18 protein-coding genes are annotated in these 17,456 nt (G+C 51.3%); 9 read left to right on the forward strand and 9 right to left on the reverse strand.

Annotated elements, in window-relative coordinates:
* Positions 1-133 precede the first annotated feature (133 nt).
* Positions 134-589, forward strand: a complete 456-nt coding sequence (locus ACYVUU_RS09295) for a hypothetical protein (RefSeq protein WP_439776377.1) — start codon at positions 134-136, stop codon at positions 587-589.
* A gap of 85 nt (positions 590-674) precedes the next feature.
* On the opposite strand, the gene ACYVUU_RS09300 is transcribed toward ACYVUU_RS09295, so the two are convergent.
* From ACYVUU_RS09300 to ACYVUU_RS09310, 3 genes are all read right to left on the reverse strand, one after another.
* Positions 675-1,580, reverse strand: coding sequence for an ROK family protein (locus ACYVUU_RS09300; protein WP_484500725.1), 906 nt, complete (start codon positions 1,578-1,580; stop codon positions 675-677).
* 146 nt (positions 1,581-1,726) lie between these two features.
* Positions 1,727-2,470, reverse strand: a complete 744-nt coding sequence (locus tag ACYVUU_RS09305; protein WP_484500726.1) for a PAS domain-containing protein — start codon at positions 2,468-2,470, stop codon at positions 1,727-1,729.
* Positions 2,471-2,683: 213 nt separating this feature from the next.
* Positions 2,684-4,279, reverse strand: a complete 1,596-nt coding sequence (locus ACYVUU_RS09310; RefSeq protein ID WP_484500727.1) for an ABC transporter ATP-binding protein — start codon at positions 4,277-4,279, stop codon at positions 2,684-2,686.
* A 170-nt stretch (positions 4,280-4,449) separates the two neighbouring features.
* On the opposite strand from ACYVUU_RS09310, the gene ACYVUU_RS09315 reads away from it, so the two are divergent.
* The 3 genes from ACYVUU_RS09315 (at position 4,450) to ACYVUU_RS09325 (ending at position 7,498) form a co-directional block, all read left to right on the forward strand.
* Entirely contained in the window at positions 4,450-5,517 is a 1,068-nt protein-coding gene (locus ACYVUU_RS09315) for a hypothetical protein (RefSeq protein WP_484500728.1), read from the forward strand.
* Positions 5,518-5,585: 68 nt separating this feature from the next.
* A complete protein-coding gene (locus tag ACYVUU_RS09320; protein ID WP_439776382.1) occupies positions 5,586-6,500 on the forward strand; it encodes a proline-specific peptidase family protein in 915 nt (304 codons plus the stop codon).
* 158 nt (positions 6,501-6,658) lie between these two features.
* Positions 6,659-7,498: a helix-turn-helix domain-containing protein gene (locus ACYVUU_RS09325; RefSeq protein ID WP_484500729.1), complete on the forward strand. Its 840-nt coding sequence runs from the start codon at positions 6,659-6,661 to the stop codon at positions 7,496-7,498.
* Positions 7,499-7,557: 59 nt separating this feature from the next.
* Here ACYVUU_RS09325 and efp read toward each other — a convergent pair whose 3' ends face one another.
* Together efp and coaA are read right to left on the reverse strand one after the other, a co-directional pair.
* Entirely contained in the window at positions 7,558-8,115 is a 558-nt protein-coding gene (gene efp, locus ACYVUU_RS09330; RefSeq protein ID WP_002879354.1) for an elongation factor P, read from the reverse strand.
* Positions 8,116-8,168: 53 nt separating this feature from the next.
* Positions 8,169-9,083: a type I pantothenate kinase gene (gene coaA, locus ACYVUU_RS09335; RefSeq protein ID WP_484500730.1), complete on the reverse strand. Its 915-nt coding sequence runs from the start codon at positions 9,081-9,083 to the stop codon at positions 8,169-8,171.
* A gap of 101 nt (positions 9,084-9,184) precedes the next feature.
* Between coaA and ACYVUU_RS09340 the strand changes: the two genes are divergently transcribed.
* The 3 genes from ACYVUU_RS09340 (at position 9,185) to ACYVUU_RS09350 (ending at position 11,083) form a co-directional block, all read left to right on the forward strand.
* A complete protein-coding gene (locus ACYVUU_RS09340) occupies positions 9,185-9,754 on the forward strand; it encodes an SGNH/GDSL hydrolase family protein (protein ID WP_484500731.1) in 570 nt (189 codons plus the stop codon).
* 127 nt (positions 9,755-9,881) lie between these two features.
* Positions 9,882-10,325, forward strand: coding sequence for a LytTR family DNA-binding domain-containing protein (locus tag ACYVUU_RS09345; protein ID WP_484500732.1), 444 nt, complete (start codon positions 9,882-9,884; stop codon positions 10,323-10,325).
* A 5-nt stretch (positions 10,326-10,330) separates the two neighbouring features.
* Positions 10,331-11,083, forward strand: a complete 753-nt coding sequence (locus tag ACYVUU_RS09350) for a hypothetical protein (RefSeq protein ID WP_484500733.1) — start codon at positions 10,331-10,333, stop codon at positions 11,081-11,083.
* A 62-nt stretch (positions 11,084-11,145) separates the two neighbouring features.
* Here the strand turns inward: ACYVUU_RS09350 and ACYVUU_RS09355 are convergent, their stop codons facing one another.
* The 4 genes from ACYVUU_RS09355 to helD all read right to left on the reverse strand — a co-directional run bounded on the left by ACYVUU_RS09355 (position 11,146) and on the right by helD (position 15,917).
* The gene (locus ACYVUU_RS09355; RefSeq protein ID WP_484500904.1) at positions 11,146-11,976 is read right to left on the reverse strand and encodes an amino acid ABC transporter substrate-binding protein; all 831 of its coding nucleotides are present in this window, start codon (positions 11,974-11,976) and stop codon (positions 11,146-11,148) included.
* A gap of 10 nt (positions 11,977-11,986) precedes the next feature.
* Positions 11,987-12,619, reverse strand: a complete 633-nt coding sequence (locus ACYVUU_RS09360; protein ID WP_484500734.1) for an amino acid ABC transporter ATP-binding protein — start codon at positions 12,617-12,619, stop codon at positions 11,987-11,989.
* 12 nt (positions 12,620-12,631) lie between these two features.
* Positions 12,632-13,273 carry an amino acid ABC transporter permease gene (locus ACYVUU_RS09365; RefSeq protein ID WP_439776389.1) on the reverse strand — a complete coding sequence of 214 codons (642 nt, stop codon included), beginning with the start codon at positions 13,271-13,273 and terminating at the stop codon, positions 12,632-12,634.
* Positions 13,274-13,637: 364 nt separating this feature from the next.
* Complete coding sequence (gene helD / locus ACYVUU_RS09370) at positions 13,638-15,917, reverse strand: RNA polymerase recycling motor HelD (protein ID WP_484500735.1); 2,280 nt, start codon at positions 15,915-15,917, stop codon at positions 13,638-13,640.
* Between the two features lie 199 nt (positions 15,918-16,116).
* On the opposite strand from helD, the gene ACYVUU_RS09375 reads away from it, so the two are divergent.
* Both ACYVUU_RS09375 and ACYVUU_RS09380 read left to right on the forward strand, forming a co-directional pair.
* Positions 16,117-16,779 carry a matrixin family metalloprotease gene (locus ACYVUU_RS09375; RefSeq protein ID WP_439776391.1) on the forward strand — a complete coding sequence of 221 codons (663 nt, stop codon included), beginning with the start codon at positions 16,117-16,119 and terminating at the stop codon, positions 16,777-16,779.
* Between the two features lie 15 nt (positions 16,780-16,794).
* Positions 16,795-17,448: a histidine phosphatase family protein gene (locus ACYVUU_RS09380; RefSeq protein ID WP_484500736.1), complete on the forward strand. Its 654-nt coding sequence runs from the start codon at positions 16,795-16,797 to the stop codon at positions 17,446-17,448.
* Positions 17,449-17,456 lie beyond the last annotated feature (8 nt).

The raw sequence follows: 17,456 nt of genomic DNA on the forward strand, positions 1-17,456 counted from the left end.
GAAAAGTGGAGGTCGAATCATGAAGAAGCGCGATAAACCACATATCGTTCACCCATTTACTTTTGTCGGTAATTTTCAAGGTGACTTCAAGGCAAGTTACATTCATCAGATTACCAGTTGGAAGTGATCTACCATGACAAAAACAGAAAAAATTTTTTCAACAATCATTAAAGCAGTCAACTGCTTGATCTTCCTAGTCGAAGCAGTTCTAATCTGGCTCATGGGAGCAGAGCAGGTCACATTTCAAACTAATCTGAAAGAGCTTGAGATCGGCTGGTCATTCATCTTGATTTCAGTCGCACTCGTATTGGCAGCTGTACTTATTTGGACAAGCAAGTTCTCAATCCTCTTCTGGATCACTGAAATTGTCCTAGTTGCCGGATTCATTGCCTTGACTTCTTTACGGGTGATGAATACTGGTACAGCTTTTGACATACTCGGACCTGCAGCAATTCTCGCCATCATGCGCTATGGCAAATTCGCTAAGCCATACGTAGGACCGATTACAGTTGTCATTCTCAACTTAGTTTACATTTATCTTTCAACCATTCCTTACGACTGGTACGTCAATTACTGGTTTACGAAGTAAAAAAACTAATCATCCGACAATAACAAAACTGAGCTCACATCAATATGAGCTCAGTTTTTTCTATATTCAGCTAAAAATTTTCCTGCTACTTTTGCATCTCTTGCAGCAAGGCAAAAAGGGCACCATAGAGGTTGGTATCATTTCTGAACTTGGCCGCCACGATTTCCGGAGGAATTACCTGCTGGCCCAAAATCGGGTTGTCCTTTAGGATTTCCCCAAACTGCCGGCGGATTTCCTCAATTAGGATTTCCTGGGCGCTGATCCCGCCGCCAATTACAACCTTTTCCCCGTTGATCACGGTCTGCAGGTTCAAAATCATCACCGCTACATCCAAGCAGTATTGGCGGAAGATCTTGCCTGCCTCTTCATTGCCGGACTTGATGGCGGCAAAAGCCGCCAAGCCATCCGCAAGATCTTCATTGCCCAGTTCCTGGTTGACCTTTTCCACCATGCCAACGGCTGAGCAGCGGGCACCAGTATAAGCCGCCATTTCTTTGAGCCCGGCACCTTGGTTCGTGATCATCCAGCTGAGTTCCCCGGCCTGGAAGCTGCTCCCGTGCAAAAGCTTGCCGCTAACGACGATCCCGCCGCCAACGCCGGTGCCCAGAGTCAACACAGCCCCGGTGTCAACTCCCTTGAGTTCACCTAACCATTGTTCACACAAAGCTGCCGCCTTGCCATCGTTTTCCGCGCCAACCGGAACCCCGTATCTGGCCCCCAAGGTCTCTTCCAGGTTCAAGCCATCTAAAAAAGGCAAGGCCCCGCCAAAGTGAATGATCTTCTTTTCCGTGTCGATCTTCCCTGGCGCGCAGACCGCGATCCCGGCAAACTTGCCCTTATACTGGTCGCCGACTTCATACAGAGCCGCCACAAAGTCGTCCAAGTTGTCCGCGCTTGCCCGCTTGCCTTTTTCCAGCAGCTGCCCTTCACTATCCATCAAGGCGTACTTCACGTTGGTTCCGCCAATGTCAAAAACTAAGTATTGCGTCATTTTTTACCCTCACCTCTAAAAATGCATCTTTAACTATCATTATAAGCGCTTTCTGTAATCAGCTCTATGCCAAAAATTGACCAAAAAAAGGCCAGCCTTGAGCTGGTCTTAGAGCAATACTTATCAACTATCTAAAAAATGCTTGATTAGTGGTGGGAAGCGCCGCTAGTTGCTTCTGGTTCAGCTGGCTTCTCTTCTTCCTTGGCAGCAGCTGCCTTGGTTGAAGGACCAGTCTTAGCGTCTGGGTCAGAGTTGCGGCGGTAAGTTGCGCCAGTTGAAGCATCTGGGTCAACAACCAGCTTCTGGCCAGTTGATTCGCAGAAGTACTTCACGAATGGGTAGATGTCTTGTACCCATTCATAGATACCCATGTAGTTGCCTTCTTCGTCTTCCACTCTCTTGTAGTAGTGCAAAACGAGTTCAGTCAAGTTACCAGTTGGCACTGGCATCCATACTGAGTCATGGCCGCCTTCTTTGGTCCGCAGGGCGTGAACAACCTTCTTGGCAGTTGGGATAACGTCACGGATGTCTGGGTGAACCGCGCCCATAGTGTCGCCGACTTGAGCTGGCACACGGCCGGCCTTCATCTTGTAGTTAGGGTCTTGCGGACGGTTGTACCACAGGAACTGGTTGTTGTCGTCCACATAAGTCATTTCCCCAAAAGTGTTCCGCAGCATCCAGTTGATTTGGTTAACGGTCAAAAGACCAGCGTCCAGCTTAACGTAGTCGTCGCCTTCAGCCGCGTTAACCTTGGCAGCTGCCTTGTCCAGCCATTCCGGGTCGTTCTTGTCCAAACCGTCAACAGTGTAGCGGCTGTGGCCAGTTGCTTCAAAGTCTTCCTTCAAGTATTCTTCAGGCTTCATGTCCTGCAGCCATTTTGGTTCTGCCATAATTCAGTCTCCTTCAGTCTTGCAACAAAAATTTTTCTTTAACTTTTACTTACTTGCTTTACACTCTCAATTGTATCCTGTAAGCACTTACCTTGCAAGTACAATATATCATATTTCTCATATGTACAAAAATAGATATTCCGCTTTTACTGAATTAAAAAGCCACTTAACATATATTTTGCTATATAAAAACAAGCAAAATAAAAAGCCAGCTTAAGCTGGCTTTACTTTGTCCAAAACTATAATCTGGTCGAACATGGCCTTTTCCACGTCCGAAATCTTGTGGGCGACTTCGATCACCGCTACCTTTGGGTTGCCCAGCAGGGTCTCATGGATTTCCAAAGACAGGCGGGGGTCCAAAGCACTGGTGGCTTCGTCAGCCAGCAGGATCGGCCGGCCGGACAAAAGGGCCCGGGCAATTTCCACCCGCTGGATCTGCCCGCCGGAGAGATTGTTGCCGTTCTCCCCAACTGGGTAGTCCAGGCCGTTTTCCTGGATCAAGTCGTCCAGGCCAGCTTCATGGCAGGCCATGAGCAGCTGTTCTTCATCCACATCCCGGCCCAAAGTCACGTTGAAGCGGAGGGTGTCGTCAAACATGAACGGCTTCTGGTTGACATAGGAGTAGAAGTTGTGGGCCTTGTACCAGTCCCCCGTCACGTCCTCGCTGTTGATCAAGATTTCACCATGGCTTGGCTTGTAGATGCCCAGCATGAGGCGCAGAAGGGTAGTCTTGCCCCAGCCGGACGGAGCCATAAGGAGGATCTTTTCCCCTGGCTTTACCTTGATGTTCACGTGTTCAAAAATCTGCCGCTTGCTGTGCTTGGTCACGTAGGCCACGTCCCGGATCTCCATGCCGTCAAAGTGGTCAACCGGGTAGCTGTCGTCTTTTTGCACGTAGTTGAGGGCCCGCTGGGTTCTCTGCCACATCGGCACGGTCGACTTGACCTGGTTGAATTCGTTAAACAAGGTAACGACCGGACTGATGAAGTTGATGGCTAAGTCAACCATCATGACCAGAGTCCCAACTGCCAAGCGCCCTCGCATCATCATGATCCCGCCGATCGTGCAGGGAATGATGAAGCAGAAAAGTTCAGCTGCTGAATAGATCAATTCCAAAGCCCAGGCTTGGGTCAAGGTCATGTTCCGGAGGGCCGTTTCCATGTCCCCAGCAGCTCCGACTGCTCGCTTGACGATATTGGTGCGGACGTTATAAAGCCGGGCTGACTGGGCCCCGTTCAAGCTGTCTGACACATACTGGGTGTAAACGGCGTTCTTCTGGGTCCAGATCCGGGACTTCTTGGTGATGATCCGGCTGGTAAAAATCTGCACGCCGGCTGGAGCCAGAGTCGCCACGATAAAGACCAGGGTCATTTCCCAGGAGTTATAAAAGGCAAAAGCCAAAGAACCAACAAAGGTCAAGCTTTGATAGATGATGTCCAGCTGGGCCGTGATCCGGTTGGTTTCAATCTGCTTTAAGTCATTGGTCATGAAACTCAGCCCGTCCTTGGTGTCCAGGCTGTTTTGATCGATCAAGTAGCGCAAATTGGCTTCTTTTAAAGTCATGTTCACGCTTCTGATAATGTTCATTTTGGTCGTTTCATAGACGAAATTGCTGGCCATGAACAAAAGCTGGCCCCCGGCCGTCAAGGCGGCGAAGCCGATCAGGCGCTGGTAGTCGCCTTTGCCGGAAGAGGCAATGTTCAGCATGATCTTGAGCATGTAGGCCACGAACAAAACATTGCAGGCCTTGATGGCAGCCAGGAAGGTGAATAGGGCGACCTGGCCTTTCCGTGCGTATTTGAGACTCATTGGATAATCCCTCTCTTTCATAAACATTATAGCAATCTTTCCTGTTTTTGCCGCCAGCATTGATATAATTAAGATAATCCTAAGAAAGTAAAATCTTGCTAAAGTCTGATTCCTGGCAAATTGCGGTAATTTTTTGAAAAAGACAAAACTAGAAAAGAGAAGACATAAAAATGAAATTAGTTGAACTGCACACCAAAGCCGACCAATTATCTGGCAGCTACTATCTGGGCTACCTGGTCTACCAAAGTGCTGACGCGGCCGCCCTCATCAGCCTGGACGACGACGCTAACGCCGGCGGGGTCTTAGTCATCAACAATCAGGACATCCTGGCTAGCGTCGACGAATCCCCCAGCCTGGCCTACTGCCAGCGCCTTATCGATGAAGGCAAGTCGACCGACCCCTTCTCCCTCATGCCCCTCAACCAGGAGCTTTTAAAAACGCCATTGACCAGTCTTGGCGCGGCCAGCGAAGCCGCCATGGAAAAGGCCCTGGTCGTCAATATTACCTTAACCAGCGGGGTCGTCTACACCGGCATTATTGTCCGCACTAGCCCTAAAGAAGTCCAGCTCAAGCAGATCGGCGACGACTATGAACTGGACCCTCTCCGCTTGATCGTGCCCCTGGCCGACATCTCCAGCCTGGAATTAAACGCCCCTTTAAACAAGCTCTGGAAAAAGTACCAGCCGGTCAAGGACCAGTTTGCCGGCAAGAATCCCTACGGCCTGGTTGAACTTTACCTGGACTGGCTGGATGACGCCCGCTTTGGCAGCTGCATCTTGGGCCGGGTTATTGACCAAAGTGACCAGTATCTCCTTTTTGAAAGCTTGAACGACTACGGGCAACTGGAATCCATCTGCTTGATCAACAGAGAAGACGTGGTGCATGAGACAGTCAATTCCGCCGCCATCGACTTCTCCAGCTTCCTGGTGGCCTATAACCAGCAAATGGAAATTTTTGACCCAGGCCACTTGAGCAAACTGGCTCAGTCCTTAGACCATGTCCCGACCGCCCGGGAAGTGATTGAAAAAGCCGGCAAGCAATTGGTCAGCGTTGACGACTACGAATTAGCCGGGGAAAACCTGGGCTACGTAACAGCGGTAGATGAAGAAGGCTTCACCATTGAGGATCCGGAAAGCGGGCAGGAAGTCAGCCACCTTTTTGAAAATGTCTGCTCTTTGGATTTAGCCAGCACCGAGCTGGAAAAAATGCGGGAATTCCTGGCGGCCCAAAACCAGTAGGCAAATAAGGCATATAATAATAGAGGCATTTACTGAACTAGAGTAGTTATAGTTAGGAGATTTTTTCAATGAAACAAGGAACGACGATTTTGACTTTGGACAACGGCTACCACCTTTGGACCAACACCCAAGGGACAGGCGACATCCACCTGCTCTGCCTGCACGGGGGCCCGGGCGGCAACCACGAATACTGGGAAGACACGGCTGAACAATTGAAGAAGCAGGGCTTGAACGTCCAGGTCCACATGTACGACCAGCTGGGCTCTTTGTACTCTGACCAGCCGGACTACAGCGACCCAAAGATCGCTGACAAGTACCTGACTTACGAATACTTCCTGGACGAAGTTGAAGAAGTCCGGCAAAAGCTGGGCATCGACAACTTCTACTTGATCGGACAAAGCTGGGGCGGCCTTTTGGTCCAGGAATACGCCGTTAAGTATGGCGACCACTTGAAGGGGGCCATCATCTCCTCCATGGTTGACGACATTGACGAATACGTGGCCGCGGTCAACCGCCGCCGGCAAGAAGTGCTCCCGCAGACCGAAATCGACTTCATGCACGAATGCGAAGCAAAGAACGATTACGCCAACCAGCGCTACCAAGATGACGTGCAAATCTTGAACATCAACTTCGTTGACCGCAAGCAGCCTTCCAAGCTCTACCACCTGGGCGATTTGGGTGGCACTGCTGTCTACAACGCCTTCCAGGGCGACAACGAATTCGTCATCACCGGCAAGCTGAAGGACTGGCACTTCAGAAGCCAGCTGCCAAAGATCAAGGTGCCAACCCTGCTGACTTTTGGCGAAGTGGAAACCATGCCCCTGGAAACGGCCAGAACCATGCAGAAGCTGATTCCTAACTCCCGCCTGGTGACTACTCCTAATGGCGGCCACCACCACATGGTCGACAACCCGGATGTCTACTACAAACACCTGGCTGACTTCATCAAGGAAGTTGAAGCTGGCACTTTCCAAGGCGAATAAGCAGCGATTTGTAAAGTCCCCTAAGGGGGCTTTTTTTGTAAAAGAAATCTTAACCTTTGGTAAAAGATCCAAGTTGGAAAAGGCTTCTGCCTTTAGCTTTTGCCCTTTTTCAAGTAAAATAGGCTAAGACTAATCATAAGCATTTAGGAGGCAAAAATTTGACAATCGGTAAAGAACTACAGAAACAGCGCCGTGCCAAGCAGCTCAGCCTGGAAGCCGTTAGTCAAACCCTGCGGGTCGACCAGGCGACTCTGCAAAAGATTGAAGCCGATGATTTTCAAGGCTTAAACCCAGTCCTGGTCAGAAGCTGCATCCGGCAATACGCCAGCCTGCTGGGCCTGGACGGGGCAAAGCTCTTAGACCAGTTTACTGAACCTGCCGTTGCCGGCAAGGACATCCCTGCTGCTAATACCCAAGCCGCTAAGCCGGCCAGCCCAGTTAAAGAAAAGATCACTGAAGTCCGGGCCACTAATCCGGCTCCGGTTAAAGAGGCCAGCCCAGCTGGCAAGGCCAAGGAAATTTTGGACAAGAGCAAGGTGCCGCATGGCTTCAAGGCAATTTTTAAATTCTTTGATGCCATCAACTTAGACAAGCTCTTAAAGATCGGGATCTGGGTCATCTTGGGCCTGGCCGTGGTCGGGTCCGTAGCCGGCGGCTTCGGTGCCCTGGCTTCTAAAGCCACCAGCACTACCCGCTCATCCAGCTCTTCCCGTTCCTCGTCATCATCTTCTTCATCATCTAAGCCGGAGCAAGATAATTCCGCTAAGCCTGATGAAAACAAGCCGAGCCAGGATGACCGGCAGAGCCAACCGAGCCAAAGCCAAAGTGAAGAGAAGCAGGCAAGTTCTTCCAGCCAAGAGCAGAGCCAGGCCAGCTCTGCAAGTTCTGCCAGTTCCTCTAGTTCCGCGGCCAGCTCCTCCAGCCAAGAGCAGAGCAGCCAGGAAGCTTCCTCTAGCAGCCAGTCAAGCACTGACACGACGACTGATACAAACGAATAAAGTGCATGCAAAAAGCGCCCGAGCAATCGAGCGCTTTTCGTTTACTGTTATTTTTGACCTTAAGCCCGGCCCTTGTAAGTCCCTTCCAGGGTGTTGATGACCAGTTCGTCGCCTTCGTTGATGAAGTCTGGCACAGTGACAACCAGGCCAGTTTCCATGGTAGCTGGCTTGCCGCCGGAAGCAGCGGTTGCCCCCTTGATGCCTGGCTGGGTTTCGACAACCTTCATGTTGACAGTTGATGGCAATTGTACTGCCAAAAGTTCCCCGTCTTCAGTGAATTCCAGGATGACTTCGATGTTTGGCATTAGGTACTTGACGTCGTCACCCAGTTGGTCGCCGGAAATAGCGTATTGTTCGTAGGTTTCCGTGTCCATGAAGTTGTAGCTGTCGCCTTCAGCGTACAGGTATTGGGCGTTCTTCTTGACGACTTCGACCAGCTCGATCTTTTCACTTGGCCGCATGGTCTTGTGGATCACGCTGCCGGCCCGGACGTCACGCAGGTCCATCTGCATAACGGTGTTGCCCTTGCCTGGCTTGTGGTGGTTGGCCGCCATAACCAGCATCAGCTTGCCGCCATCGTCAAAAATCATGCCTTTTTTCAATTCGATTGCTTGCATAAAAAAATCTCCCTAATAAATTTTTTATCACCGTTCTCCATTATACCATTGACTTAAAAGCCGCGAAGGTAAATTTTGTCAATCAAGTGCCCCTCAACCTTATGCAGGATCAAGTTGGCCCGCTCCTTGGTCGGGGCGATGTACTGACGGAGGTTGACCAGGTTGACCATCTGCCAGGTTTCTTCCGCCAGGCGCAGGGCCTCGTCTTCCGGCCCGTTGGCCAGCTTGTAGTAGAAGTTGCTTGGATCGTTCTTCTTCATTTTCATGATCTTCTTGAATCGCTGCATATACCACTTTTCAATCAAGTCTTCTTCCGCATCGATATAAATTGAAAAGTCGAAAAAGTCGCTGGTTACCAGCTGCCCGCTTTCCGGCAGCTGCAGGGTGTTGATCCCTTCAATGATCAAGATATCAGGCTTTTCCACATGGCCGTAGCGGCCTGGGACGATGTCGCTTAATTCCTGGGAATACAGGGGATAAACGACGTCATTTTTCCCGCTGACCACGTCCTGGAGGAAGTCTCTGAGCATCTGCATGTTGTAGCTTTCCGGGAAACCCTTCCTGGGCATCAGCTTCCGCTTCTCCAGCTCCTGGTTGGGGTAGATGAAACCGTCAGTGGTCATCATCTGGGTCTTTAAGTCCGGGTAATACCGGGTTAAAAGCAGCTGCAAAAGGCGGGCAGTCGTGGACTTGCCCACGGCAACTGAGCCGGAAATGCCGATGATAAAAGGCAGATTTTTTCCTGGCAGGCGTAAAAAGGCCGCCTTCTTGGCCGCTGTCTCCCGCTTGGCCTGGTAGGCCAGGTGGATGTAGTTCAGCAGGGTCTGGTAGATTTCGTCGACGTCCTTGACGTCCAGCTGGTCGCCCAAAGACTTGACCTTGGCCAGCTCTTCATTGGTCACCGCCAGCTCGGTCTTGGGGGTTAAAGCTGCCCAGGCCTGCCGGCTGAATTCAGTATAGTTTCGCATCTTTTTACTTGTCCTTTTCTCATTCTTTATCTATTATAGTAGAAAAAGCAGGAGAAACTGGCAAATGCCAGCTTCATTTTTCGAAGAAATGGGTGAAACAAATGAAGAAAGTCGTGCTTTTTGGCGATTCAATTTTTAACGCGTATGACGGGCGAAAGGATACCGACCGTTTGACCAAGGCCTTGGCCAAGCGGCTGGGAGATGCTTACGAGCTCGTAAACATCTCGGTCAGCGGTGCCTGTGCCCAGGACGTCCTGCCCAGAGTCGGCAGTCTGCCCGCCTGCGACATTTTGGTCGTAGAGTACGGGACCAACGATGCCGCCAGCTGGGGCTGCAGTGCTTATGACTACCAGGAAGGGCTGGAAAGCTTGATCAAGCAGGCCCAGAAGGTTACTGGGGCCAGCGATACCCTGGTTCTGGCTCCGTCCATGCCGGACTTGACAAATCCGGAAATGGCCGCGGCCTACGACTTGGAAAAGCTGGACGAGTACGTCGACATCGCGCAAAGAGACGCCGGCAAGACCAACTCCTTCTTCTTTGACTTGACCCACAAGATGGAAAAGCTGAAGGACCTGCCTTCCTTCATGATTGCAGACGGCCTCCACTACAGCGAAAAAGGTATCTCCTGGCTGGCCGATGTCCTGGCTGACCAGATTAACAAGATGGCATAGGAAAAGCGCTCGATTGCTCGGGCGCTTTTTGCATGCCGCTTAAACAGAAAAAATGACCGCTCACGCGTCTGTTCTTTCATTTTTGCTTCATCTTCTTCATAATAATATCTGAAAAGGGGGAGAAAAAATGCAGGTAGAGTTTAAACAAGACGACCAGCTAAAGAAAGACCAGCTCATCATCAAGGCTAAAGAACTGACGCCGGAAATCAAGGCGGCCTTAGCCTTTTTAGAAGAAAAGCTGGCCCAGAAGATCACGGTTTACCAGGATAGCGATGAAATCATCCTGCCCCTGGCCAGCATTCTCTTTTTTGAAACCAGCGACCGGCATGTCTGGGCCCATGACCGGGAAGGCAGCTACCTGGTCAAGCAGACCTTGCGGCAGCTGGAAGCCAGCCTGCCCAGCGACTTTGACCGGGCCTCTAAGAGTGCCCTGGTCAACTGCCGGCAGATCAATGCTGTCAAACGGTCGCTGACTGGCTGCGAGCTCGGCTTTACCGCTTCTTACAAGAAAGTTTTCGTTTCCCGCCGCTACTACCAAACTTTGATCAGCCATTTACATGAAATGAGGTAAAAATAATGAACAAGAATAGAAAATCCGCGGTCAAATGGGGCATGATCTTGATCGCTATCGCCATCCTCTTGCTTTTAAGTCAGCTTTTTCCAGGCTACTTCGCCCTCTTTAGCATGTTCAACCTGAGCTGGGGGCAAGTCTTCTGGATCCTTTTCTTAGCCTGGATCGCCTGGACCAGCTTCAAGAACCGGGCCCTCTTCTTTGGAATTTTTGCCAGCGGTTTAATCGTCAAAATCATCGGCCAGGCCGGCCACTTCTTTAAATGGACCGGCTACATGTACCTGGCCCTCTTCCTAATCGCCCTGGGCTGCCAGCTTTTGGCCGGTGGCAGCCAGCTGGAGATCAAGATGAATGTAAAAAGCGGCAAGAAAGACGATGAAGACAATACCAGCTTGAGTTACAGCGAGGAGATTGGCGAAAATGGCGGAAAGGTCTCAATCGACTCCGTCTTCTCCAAATGCGTCCGCTACATCCACAGCCAAGCCCTGCGCAAATTGTCAGTCTCCGCCGTCATGAGCCCGGTAACCATCTACCTGGACCAGACCCAGCTCAAAGACGGACGCGGCAAGCTGGATTTGGATGCAGTCTTCTCCAAGGTCGACATCTACATTCCAAGAGACTGGGAGGTCCAAACCGACGCCAGCCCAGTCTTCTCCCGCTTTTCCGCCCTTAACCCCAATGGTTTAACAGCCGATGCCCCACTCTTAAAAATCGATGCTGACTTGGTCTTCAGCCAGGTTACCATCCACCGGGTATAAAAAAACTGTTCAGTTCCTTATCTAATAAGGCTGAACAGTTTTTTCGTTTATTCTATTTCGCGCTAATCAACCTTGCCCAAGTAATCTGACTTTTGGCCAAACCATTTCTGGTTGATCTTGGTCAAAGTCCCGTCGGCTTTTAAGTCCGCCAGGGCCTGGTTGATCTTCTTCTTCAATGTCTTGTCGCCCTTCCGCATCCCTACGGCGAACAAGTCCTCTGGCACCTCTTTGTTCAAGATGACCTGGTAAGACTTTGAGTCTGCTTCATGCTGGATGTAGTATTCCGCATAAGTTTCATCCAGCAAAATCCCCTTGATTCTGCCGGCGTTGAGGTCCAGGAAGGCCGACGGAATAGTGTCGTAAAGGACCTTGCTCTTTGGCTTTAAGACCTTTTGACTGCCATCCAGCCAGATCTGGGCGGTTGACCCGCTCTGGGCGCCGATCGCCTGCCCCTTCATCTGGGCAAAAGACTTGATCCCGCTGGACTTTTTAACGACCAAAACCTGCCGGTTTCTGAGGTAGCTGCGGCTGAAGGCGACTTTTTTCTTCCGCTGACTGGTCACGCTGTAGCCATTCCAAAGGACATCAATCGTCCCGTTTCTCAGCTCTGTTTCCTTCATGGACCAGTCGATAGTCTGGAAGTCCGCCTTTAGGCCCAGCTTCTTGCACACGGCCTTGGCCAGGTCGACGTCGTAGCCGACCAGCTGCCCGTCTTTTTGCCGGAAGTCCATGGGCACAAAGGTGTCGTCTAAGCCGATCACTAAGCTGCCCCGCTTTTTAATCTTGGCCCAGGTGTCTTTTTGGTTGGCTTCTTTAGTTAAATTGCTGCAGGCTGTTGTCAAAAAGCACGACAAGACCAGGCCCAGCAGCAGGAATTTCTTAAACCACTTCATCTGCCCTTCACTATCCTTCCAGCGGCTTAACTTCCAGGACTTGGTCGGCCACCTTTTTGGCAAAGTCCATGTCGTGGGTGATGATCAATTGGGTCAAGCCCGATTCCTTCAAGCTCAAGATGAGGTCGGCCACCTGGTCGCGCAAGGCCGGGTCCAGGGCACTGGTCGGTTCATCGTAGCAGAGCATCTTTGGCTGCATGGCCAAAGCCCGGGCGATGGCTACCCGCTGCTTTTGCCCACCGGAAAGCTGGTAAGGGTAAAGGCCGCCCTTGTCAGCCATCTGCAGCTTCTCCAAAAGCTCCTTGGCCTTAGCTTCCGCTGTCGCCTTGTCTTCTTTTAAAGCCAACTGGGGAGCCAAAGTAATGTTTTCCAAAACTGACATGTTGGGAAAAAGGTTGAAGTCCTGGAAAACCACGCCCACGGCGCCCCGCTCTTCGCCGCTGAGGTCGTATTCTTCCCCGTCCAGAGTCATGGTGCCCGCGTCAGCTGTTTCCAGACCCGCCACGATTCTGAGAAGCGTTGTCTTCCCGGCCCCGGAAGGACCAACCACCGTGAGGATTTCCCCGTCCTGCAGGCTGAAGTTCATATTTTTTAAAATCTGCCGGTTACCAAAAGACTTGGCTAAGTTTTTTACTTCAAGCATCGTTCAGTCCTCCTATCTGTAGTATGAGTAGTGCTTTTCCAGCTGCCGCAAAAGCAAAGTGCACAGGCCGATCAAAAGCAGGTAGATCAAGGCCACCAGCACCAGCGGAAGTAAAGTCACGTCACGGGCCGTAGCCAGGTTGCCAGCTCTGAGCAGGTCGCCCAAACCGATCACATAGACCAGGGAGGAGTCCTTGACCAGGTTGATTACTTCGTTGCCGATTGAGGGCAGGACGATTTTTATTACCTGGGGAATAACGATTTTTCTAAGGGTCTGCCCGTAGGTCAATTGCAGGACCTTGGCTGCTTCAAACTGCCCCCGGTCGATGGCCTGGTTGCCGCCCCGGAAGATTTCAGCGAAGTAGGCCGTGTAGTTCAAGACGAAGGCAAACAAGGCCGCCGCGTACCGCGGGAAGGTCAAGCCGACGATCGGCAGGCCGTAGAAGACGAAGATCAGCTGCAGCAAAAGCGGCGTCCCCCGCATCAGCCAAACGTAGAAGTTAAGCAGCCACTTCAAGGGAGCAAAGCGGCTGCTTAAGCCGAAGGAGACCAGGATCCCCAAAGGCAGGGAGAAGATCAATGTTTCAAAAAAGATTTGCAAGGTCATCCCCGCCCCGCTGAAAAGGGAGGGAAGTATTTCCATAACGTATTTCATTCGTTTTACCCGCTTCCTAGAAAAAAGAAAATAAAAAAGTCCTCCCGGCCCCGAAGGGCCAAGAGGACGCGTCAGCGTGATTCCACCTCGTGTTCACCGGTCCCTCGCGGCAACCGGCCTCACCAGCTTGAAAAAGCCTTCAAGCTGCAGCGGTAACGGGCTGACCCGGAAGGAGCTACTAAGCCTTCACCCCTCCTGCTCACAGACGTGTGTTCAGCTAGCCCCTGCTCCCCTTTCCACCGACGGGAAGTCTCTATCTGTCCAGGCTGGCCTACTTCTTCTGTTCATCGCGTGAAATATAACCGACTCTTGGTCTGTTTTTAGTAATATTAAACTAATATTAAAAAGCCGTCAAGCTTTTCTTTTATTTTTCTGCAAAAGTTGCTTCGTCACTTGGCAAAAGCGGACTCTTTTCCCCAGCATAGACCAGGTCCAGCTTGTACATGGCCCGGGAAGCGATCGTGTAGACCAGCTGGGTCTCGTCTTCTTCGTGGTAGGTCTCTTTAGAGGCATCCCACATGATTACGGCGTCAAATTCCAGCCCCTTGGCCAGGTAGGACGGCAAGACCAGGTTGCCTTCCACCAAGCGCTGGTTGGCGCTAGAGATAAGGTGAACCCCATCCAGCTGGTCAGCCAGCTTTTTGGCAGCCTCCAGGTCCTTAGTGATGATGGCAGTCGTCAGCTTCTGGGCATCGTTTTCCGCCAAAGCCTCTTTCAAAGCCGCCAAAGCTTCTGTTTCGTCACTTCTGCCCCAAACTTGCGGCAGCGGTCCTTGCCGGTTGAAGCTTTCGATTTTTTCACCATGGCGGAGGATCTGCTTGGTGTAGTCAGTCAGCTGCTTGGTTGACCGGTAGGACTTGGTCAACTGGACCACCTTGGTCTTTTCCGGGTCAAAGAGGCCGGAGATCTGCTTTAAGAGGCTGCTGGACTCGTCTTTAGTAAAAATCGCCTGGTTCAAGTCGCCCAGCATGGTGAACTTGGCCCGGGGGAAGTTGTAACGGAGATATGCCAGCTGGAAGGCTGAGTAGTCCTGGATTTCGTCGATAAAGCAGTAGCGCATTTCCAGATTGGTCTGGCGGGCAATGATCTGGTCGTACAGATAGAGGTAAGCAGAAGCGTCTCTGAGGTCAATTTCTTGGTCTTTGAACTTAGCCTTGACCTCTTCAACGTGATTCAGCCATTCTTCTTCGCTGATCCCGTACTTGGCCAGGTCCGTCATCTTCGGCACGGCCCGCAAAAAGGCCAGGTACTGGCCCCGCAGGTTCAAAAAGCCGTTGTGGTTGATCCGGCGGGCAACTTTGGCCAGGTGCTGGATGACGATCTTTTTGCCCAAGAAGGCCCGTTCAGCTTTTTCTGAAGGGAATTCCTGGTCCGGCCGGTCGTACATGTCCAACATCTGCTCGTGGCTGAGCCCTTCGATTTCCCGACTGACCCAGACCTTGCGGGCTTCACTGGCGACCCGCTTGTTCAAGCGGCGGATCAGTTCCTCGCGGGTAGCGTCAATCCGGTTGCCCAGCTTGTAGTTTTCATTGAAGGAGTAGTAGAGCTCCTTGATTTCTTCCTTGCTGAAAAATGGCTTCTTTTTGGTCCGGAAATAAATATTGCGGAAGATCATGCCAGACTGGTTGAGGTGCTGGCCATAGCGGGTGGCCAGCTTGTAGAAGGCCAGCGAGTCCTTGAAGCGGCCGATGGCCGTGTCAGCCTGCCGGTCTTCGAACTGGTCAAAGAGGTTCTGCACCTTCATCTTCGGCAAGCGGCGGGCGATAAACTGCCAGTAAGTCATCTGGACCATGTTCTGCTCGCCCATTTCCGGCAGGACGTTTTCGATGTAGTCGTTAAAGAGCTGGTTGGGACTGAACATGATCACGTTCCCGCTCTTGAGGTTGCCCCGGTAGCGGTACAAAAGGAAAGCGATCCGCTGCAGGATGGCGCTGGTCTTACCCGACCCCGCTGCCCCTTGGACAAAGAGGAGGTCGCTGGTGGTGTCGCGGATGATCTTGTTTTGCTCCTTTTGGATGGTCTTGACGATGGACTTCATCTGGATGGAGGACTTTTCTGACAAAACTTCCATCAGCATCTGGTCGCCGATAGTTTCGTCAGTGTCGAACATATTGATGATGGTCCCGTCTTCGATCATGAACTGGCGCTTTTTGCTCATGTCGACTTCAACCGGGCCCTCCGGTGAGTAGTAGGTTACCTTGCCGATCTTGCCATCGTAGTAGATTGAGGAGATCGGGGCCCGCCAGTCGTAGATCAAGAGCTCATTGTTCTCGTCCATGAAGGAGGCCAGGCCGATGTAGATGCTTTCCGGCTCTTCGCCAGCCTCTTCAAAGTCGACCCGGGCAAAGTATGGATGGACATGCAGCCGCTTTAAAGTAGCCAGTTCGCGGGCGTTGACCTGCCAGGCATTGTCGCGTTCTTTGAGCATTTGCTGCTGCTGCTGAATCGACAGGGCCGTGTCCATTGAGGTTGAGTAGTCGTCAAAGTCCAGGCGAATATCATCATAGAAGTGGGCGCTGATGTTGCGGGCTTCAGCCTTGTCTTTGCTGATAGCCTTTTGCAGCTGGTCCCCTTTTTGATCAATTTTTTGCAGGACCTGGTCCAGGTGGGCTTGTTCTGCTTTGCGGTCTAAGTTTTCTGCCATGTAATAAACACCTTATAACCTTTTCTAAAAAATAACTCCAACAGCTTTTCTTTGCAAAAACTTGCCTAATATTCTAACATTTTTCAGCTTAAAACTAAAGTCAGAGCTCCTTAGGAAAAGCTTAAGCAGTTTCAGCAGCCTTTTTGCTAGGAAAAAGAGCCGGCAAATCTTATAATAATTAGCGCAAAGGAGAAAATTGATGCGACGCTTTTTTAATTTCATCAAGAACCTGCTCATCTTAGCAATCATGGCCGGAGCTATTGTCAACTATCATGAGCAAATACAGAATTTCCTGCTGGAAGCGGCGGGCGCGGCCAACACTTATCTGGAGCAGAAGGGCTTAAAGAGCAAGACTCTGGACTTAAGCGGTGGCATCGTCACTGAAAGCAATAAGAAGGTCACCAAGAACACGACCGGCTACCGCTGGCCAAAGGCGACGGCCAAGGTCTACATTGGGGTCAAGCAAGCCGACCTCTACAACGCCACGGTCAATGCCATGGCGGCCTGGAACCAGACGGGAGCTTTTACCTTTAAGCAGACTAAGAACAAGAAGAACGCCCAGATCGTGGTCGTGGCCAACTCCAAGAGTAACGGGGCAGCGGGCCTAACCACTTACAAGTACCTCAGCCATACCAACCGGCTCTACTCAGCCCAGGTGGCTCTGAACACTTACTATCTGGAAAACGATTATTACAACTACACGCAAGCCAGAATCGTCAACACGGTTGAGCACGAACTAGGCCATGCGATCGGCTTAGACCACCGGACCGGGGTTACCGTCATGTACCCGACCGGGTCCATCTACACGATCCAGCCAAAGGACGTCAAGTTGGTTAAGAAGATTTACAAGAGCAAGTCATAAGGCAAGTTAGAAAAAATGAAACGGATTTATCTGGTTAGACACGGGAAGACTTTTATCAACAAGTACAACAAGATGCAGGGTTGGTGCGATACCCCCTTGACTGACGAAGGCCGTAAAGGCGCTGAAAAGGCTGCTGAAGCCTTGCAGGATCTGCCACTGGACATCGCCTTATCCAGCAACACCTTGCGGGCCAGTGAGACCTGCGAGATCATCATGGAGAAGAACTGCAACAGGGATCTGCTCCAGCACCTGGCCTACCCCTACTTCAGAGAGCACTTTTACGGCTACTTTGAGGGGATGGACAATGACGTGGCCTGGCGGATGGTTGGCGCGGCCCACGGCTTTTCTAACGCTGCGGATTTGGCTGAAAACGCGACTTGCGACCAGATCGCCGACTGGACCAAGGAAGCTGATCCCTACCACGATGCTGAAGACAGCAAGGAATTTTGGGCCCGCTGGCAGAAAGGTTTTGACTTGATCAAGCAATTGGACGGGGCGGAAAATATTCTGCTGGTCAGCCATGGTTTTGCCATCAAGACCCTGGCCCAGAGATTTGCGGTGGACGGAATCGACACGACTGTTCACCCGAGAAACTCATCGATTTCAACTTTAGTGATGGACGATGCTGGCAATTTAAAGATGACCAGCTACAACAAATTGCAGCTGTAATTTTTACC

It is taken from the genome of Lactobacillus sp. WILCCON 0058 (genome assembly GCF_057198005.1).